Source organism: Thermomicrobium sp., assembly GCF_053493975.1.
Genome location: NZ_JBRBZA010000075.1, coordinates 1 through 5,054 on the forward strand (window position 1 = coordinate 1; position 5,054 = coordinate 5,054).

The window sequence follows — 5,054 nt, forward strand, 5'->3', positions numbered from 1 at the left end:
TTCAGCAGGGATAGCGCTGCACCACCGACCAACACGCTGCGGAGCAAGTGTCGCCGCGTAACCGTTTTGCGCAGTCGCTGATCGTCCATGACGACTCTCCTCCTTCGTATAGGTCGTCTCGTGTCTCGATCGTCCGGTCACTCGATGGGTCCGTACGACGACGCCTCCGTGCCTTCACCTCCCTCCGGTGATCCGTCATCCGTCCGCCACGGCAGCCAGATGCCAGGGCGGCAGTTCCGGCTCCTCGGTGTCGCGCGCCAGCTGGCGAGCACCCAAGCGTAACGAGACTTCACGTGCTCCTTGGCGCACCAGTCGCGCCAGCTCGAGGAACCGCTCCGGCGTATCCCGCACGACCGGAAACGAGATGCTCATCGCTGCCACCATTCGCCCACGGTGGTCGTAAATCGGTGCAGCCACGCAACGCACATCGGGATTGGATTCGCAGTTGTCCCAGGCGATGCCTCGGGCACGTATCCGCGCTAGTTCGCTCCGTAGATCAGCGAGCGTGCGGATACTGTTCGGCGTCATCGTCGGCAGTACATCCACACCGGCGAACCGTTCTGCCAGTTCCTCCTCGGTCAAGCCGGAGAGCAACATCTTCCCGACCGCGGTGCAATGGGCCGGCAAGCGTCGACCGATCGCCGAGACCAGTCGCAAGGCATTCGTGCTGTCCACCTTGGCGATGTAGAAGACGTCCCGCCCCTCGAGCACCGCGATGTGCACCGTCTCGTCGCACCGGGCCGCGATCTCCCGCGCCACCTGCTGGCCTTCGCGCGCGAGATCGAGACCGGAGGCATAGGCGTTCCCAAGCTCGAAGACGCGCGCATCCAGCGCGAACCGGTGCGGATTTCCCTCGATGGGCCGCAGATACCGGCGCGCGACCAGCGTCGCCACGAGCTCGTGCGCCGTGCTGCGGGGCAGCCCCAGCGCTCGCGCCATCTCGGGTACCGATAACGACTCTGGCTGCGGCGTGCGCAGGAAGAGTTCGAGGATATCCAAGGCTCGCTCGACTGCCGGTACGCGACGGGCCATCGCTTCCTGTCCGATATATCAGATATTATCCGATCGATCGTCTCACGTCTGACCACAGTCTAGTGCTCGACCGCACACCTGTCAACCCCCTGCTCGCACCTCAGACGATGCACGGCCGATGCGAGACCAAGCGCTCACTCGTCAGGCTGGACTGGCGCAGGCGTCGATCGTCCCACAGAGCACCGCGAGTCAGCAAGACATCGACCAGCCGAGCAGCGGCGGATCACCGCTCCTGTCACGCATGCCGGGGTTCCACCGCCAGCGATCTGGTGGTCAACCGCCCCATCCCACCGAACCGTCCCCTGCTGGACACCGACATTCGTCCTCAATATACTCGCGTCCGTACGCATGTCCGGACAGTATGGTCCGGGAGGAGGGAGTCGGTGCCATGAGGCAGGTCAGCTGGATCGGAGCGCTCGTGCTCGTCGCGCTCACCCTGTCGTGGGCAGCAGCCCCGGTCGCCGGGGACGCCGGTATCACCGAACACCGCCCCGCGACACCCCCTCTCGACCCGTCCGCGACCGCCGTTCCCAGCCTTACCACTGACCGATCGAGCCCGTTGACCACCCCGTCAGTCACCGGAGTGACCCAGCCCACTCCCGAGTCACCCACCGGCACGGACCAGACAGCCGAAGAGGCGGGCCCCGCTGGCTCGGTCGGCAGCAGCGGGAGCGATGAGGCGACGAGTCGAGTTCCCCCTGGCCGCTCCCCGGTCACCACCGATCCACCCCCTGGCGAGACGACCTCGTCTCCGGATGGTGAGCCTCCAGTGGACACCGACGACTCGGCCGCCTTCGCCGGTTTACCAGCTGCGACAGCGACCCAACCCATCGGTTCGAATGCCGCGACTTCCCCCAGCGGTGGAGAGTCCTCCGACGCGATCGAGCGCGCCCAAGTCGCGCCCCACACCGGTAGCGGGTTCGCGCCCGCGGGTCTCGCCCTCCTGGCTACCAGCCTGCTCGGCTCGCTCTGCCTCCTGCTCGGTCTCGCACTGAGTACGCCGGCTCGGCGACCCGACTGAGCAGACCCACGATCAGGAGAGCAGTGGCAAGAGCAGCCGGGGCCAGTGCTGGGCCACCACCTCCCGCAAGCGTGCGGTCGTGACCACCCGGATCAGTCGACGATGCTCCTCGAAGCGCGCGAAATCAGCGTCGGTCAGTCCGACGACGTCCTGCCATGGCATGAGGGACTGAAAGCCGAGCGGTGGACGCTCGAAGAGCACCCAGACATCGGTACTCCATTTCTCCGGTTTGGGGATCGCCAGCAGCACTTCCCAATCCGCGACCGGCTCGCCGAGCAAATCGCTGAGACGTTGCGCCAGAACGACCTCCAACTCGCGACGGGCAGCCGGCCGACCGTACAGGCTGCTGAGATACCGGTAGAGATCAGGCGCCCGTGCACTGACTTCCAACGCCCGTTTGTGAAGCACGCGATCCCGCAACCGGAGCACGAGCTGCCTGGTACTCTCCGGCATGCCGGGCTCGCTCAAGCGAGCCAACAAAGACGCATCGTCGTGGCGCGGCAGTTCCTCGGCGCTCATCGCCCCGGCGAGCAGTGCGTCCTGCACGGCCCGCTGCAGCATCGCCATCGCCGCACGATTGGCATGGTGCCAATACACGTTGTCGAACATTTCCTGCCGCGCGTTGATGAGCGAATGGAGCGGGCTCACGCCCTTGGCGGTCACCACGACCCGCGGCACGCCGTGCACGTCGGCGACCCGCAGCGCATCGAGCAAGCGCGGCGTATCGACGCCGCCATAAGGCACATTGCAGTGCCGAGCATCGCGTGGGAGGTAATCGAGCTTGTCCACATCCAGCGCACCGCTCAAGAGCCCCCGAACGAGGCGATCCGCCGCCGAGAGGGCCCCGCGCGGCGCGATGAGGTCAGCGACCCGTCCCGGCTCGACTGCCCACTCCCGTTCCAAAATCTCAGCGAGTTCGCTCCGTTCGATCAACTGGCGGCCCACTTCCTCGTGCGGCAGCACTGGCCGTCCCAATTCCTCGATCGCGTGGCTGAAGGGGTAGTGCCCCACGTCGTGCAGCAGTGCCGCCGCCAAGGCGGTCCGTCGCGTCTCCTCGTCGATCCGACCGGCATCGTGCCGCCGCAGGGTCGCCAAGGCCTGGCGCATCAGGTGCAAGACACCGAGCGAATGCTCGTAGCGAGTGTGCTTCGCCCCTGGCCAAATTTTGCTGACGAAGCCGAGCTGCTGGATACGGTCCAGTCGCTGAAAGGTCGGCGTACTGATCAGCGCCACCTCGGCTCGAGTCAACGGAATGCGATCGTAGAGGCTATCGCGGACGACGGTCACGTACGGCTCGTTGCACGTCATCGGTCGCTCCTCGTCTCGCTGACGATGCTACACTGCCCTCCGGTCGGATGCGGGCGAACGGGTGGAGGATCCCGATGCCGTGGTTCCGGTCACTGGTCCTGGCTATCGCTCGCCAGCTGTGGGTGGAACGCTTGGTCCGCGAGTCCTCGCTGACCCTGCCACTCGTGACGCGCTTCGTCGCCGGAGAGAGCATGGCCGAAGCGCTGACGGTCGCCCGCGCGCTGGCTGACCGCGGCTTCGCGATCACGCTCGATCTCCTCGGGGAGGACGTCGCCTCGCCGAGTGAAGCAGCGGCAGCGACGCAGTCGTACGCGGACCTCCTGACTGCGATCGCCGAACGGGGACTGGACGCCACTATCTCGGTCAAACCGACACACCTCGGCCTGCGCCTCGACCCTGACCTCGCTCGACTCAACCTCGAGCGGCTCGCTCGTTTGGCCCAGCGGCTCGGGCGACGGGTCGAAGTCGACATGGAAGACTCCTCGACCACCCGCGCCACGGTCGATCTGTTCGCGGCCCTGCACACCACTTACGGCGATCATCTCCAGATCGCCCTCCAGGCGTACCTCTACCGAACGGAAGGGGATATCGACACTGCTGTCGCGCGCGGCTGGCGCGTGCGCCTCGTCAAAGGCGCCTACGCGGAGCCAGCGACCGTTGCCTATCCGACCAAGGCAGCCGTCGATGCCGCCTACCGGCGCCACCTGGAGACACTGCTCGAGTACGGCCGCTTCGTCGCAGTGGCCACCCACGACGAGGCGATCATCCGCGTCGCTCGTGGTTTCGCCCGTCGCATCGGCGTTGGACCGGAAAAATACGAATTCCAGATGCTCTACGGTGTCCGTCGGGATCTCCAAGAGCGACTGCGTGAGGCCGGCGAACCGGTGCGCGTCTACGTTCCCTTCGGCCGCCAGTGGTATCCCTACTTCACCCGCCGCCTCGCCGAGCGCCCGGCCAACCTCCTGTTCCTCCTGAGCCAGCTCGTCGAGAGGTGACGCCCCGAGACAACGGCAGAGCAGAGAGGGCGAGCGACGGCCGCGTGTCAGTCCGACACCTCGACCCTTCCTAGCGTACTAGGATCACACGCCACCTTACCTAGGCTTGCCCAGCCACTTGACCTAGGACTTTTGGGTAGGTACACTGAGCTCGTGCATTAGCAGGTAGGACCTTTTGGAGCTCCTGTTGCTCGAAGCGATTGGGAGGTGGAGTGATGCGTCGTGCTGGTCCGACCCGGGTCCTTTTCTTGTCACGCCTTGTCGCGCTCGCTACCATCCTGACTCTCGCACTCGCCACACTCGGCACCGCTCCCGTCAGTGCTGACGAGATAATCGTTTCGAACGCGACACAACTCGAACTTCAGGAGGCGGGGTTATTCCCCGTCGATACTGTGCCGGTTAACCCGCAATCACCGAATACTCAACCTGAACCTGAAAATTGCCCGCCCGTTGTCCAGTCACCTCTTCAAGTGGAGACTGTGGAAGCTCAGCCAGTACAACATCAAGGCCGGACTCCCCCGAGTTCTCCTCGCCTTGACAAAGAAGCGACAGATAATAATGCGACCACTGCCAGTGAAAATGTGCCGACCCGACTAGACACGATTAGCACCGAATCTCGGCCGCCTAGAGTTACGGCAGAAACTAGCGTGCAACAGCAACCGTTGGCGCCAGCAAATCAAGCAGGGAGCCAAAACAGT

Annotated in this window: 4 protein-coding genes; 2 read left to right on the top strand and 2 right to left on the bottom strand. The window is 65.0% G+C overall.

Annotated features, from left to right (window positions below; translation table 11 throughout):
* Positions 1-195: 195 nt before the first annotated feature.
* Complete coding sequence (locus ACWIVK_RS12220) at positions 196-1,032, bottom strand: IclR family transcriptional regulator (protein ID WP_448577005.1); 837 nt, start codon at positions 1,030-1,032, stop codon at positions 196-198.
* 388 nt (positions 1,033-1,420) lie between these two features.
* Here ACWIVK_RS12220 and ACWIVK_RS12225 point away from each other — a divergent pair, with 388 nt between their 5' ends.
* A complete protein-coding gene (locus ACWIVK_RS12225; protein WP_448577006.1) occupies positions 1,421-2,053 on the top strand; it encodes a hypothetical protein in 633 nt (210 codons plus the stop codon).
* Between the two features lie 12 nt (positions 2,054-2,065).
* On the opposite strand, the gene ACWIVK_RS12230 is transcribed toward ACWIVK_RS12225, so the two are convergent.
* Positions 2,066-3,361: an HD domain-containing protein gene (locus tag ACWIVK_RS12230; RefSeq protein WP_448577007.1), complete on the bottom strand. Its 1,296-nt coding sequence runs from the start codon at positions 3,359-3,361 to the stop codon at positions 2,066-2,068.
* Positions 3,362-3,435: 74 nt separating this feature from the next.
* Between ACWIVK_RS12230 and ACWIVK_RS12235 the strand changes: the two genes are divergently transcribed.
* Positions 3,436-4,356, top strand: coding sequence for a proline dehydrogenase family protein (locus tag ACWIVK_RS12235; protein WP_448577008.1), 921 nt, complete (start codon positions 3,436-3,438; stop codon positions 4,354-4,356).
* Positions 4,357-5,054 lie beyond the last annotated feature (698 nt).

What these genes read in the sequence shown, in the direction of transcription:
- ACWIVK_RS12230 (WP_448577007.1), bottom strand. Translation starts at nt 3,361, where the DNA reads ATGACGTGCAACGAGCCGTACGTGACCGTCGTCCGCGATAGCCTCTAC.
- ACWIVK_RS12235 (WP_448577008.1), top strand. Translation starts at nt 3,436, where the DNA reads ATGCCGTGGTTCCGGTCACTGGTCCTGGCTATCGCTCGCCAGCTGTGG.
- ACWIVK_RS12220 (WP_448577005.1), bottom strand. Translation starts at nt 1,032, where the DNA reads ATGGCCCGTCGCGTACCGGCAGTCGAGCGAGCCTTGGATATCCTCGAA.
- ACWIVK_RS12225 (WP_448577006.1), top strand. Translation starts at nt 1,421, where the DNA reads ATGAGGCAGGTCAGCTGGATCGGAGCGCTCGTGCTCGTCGCGCTCACC.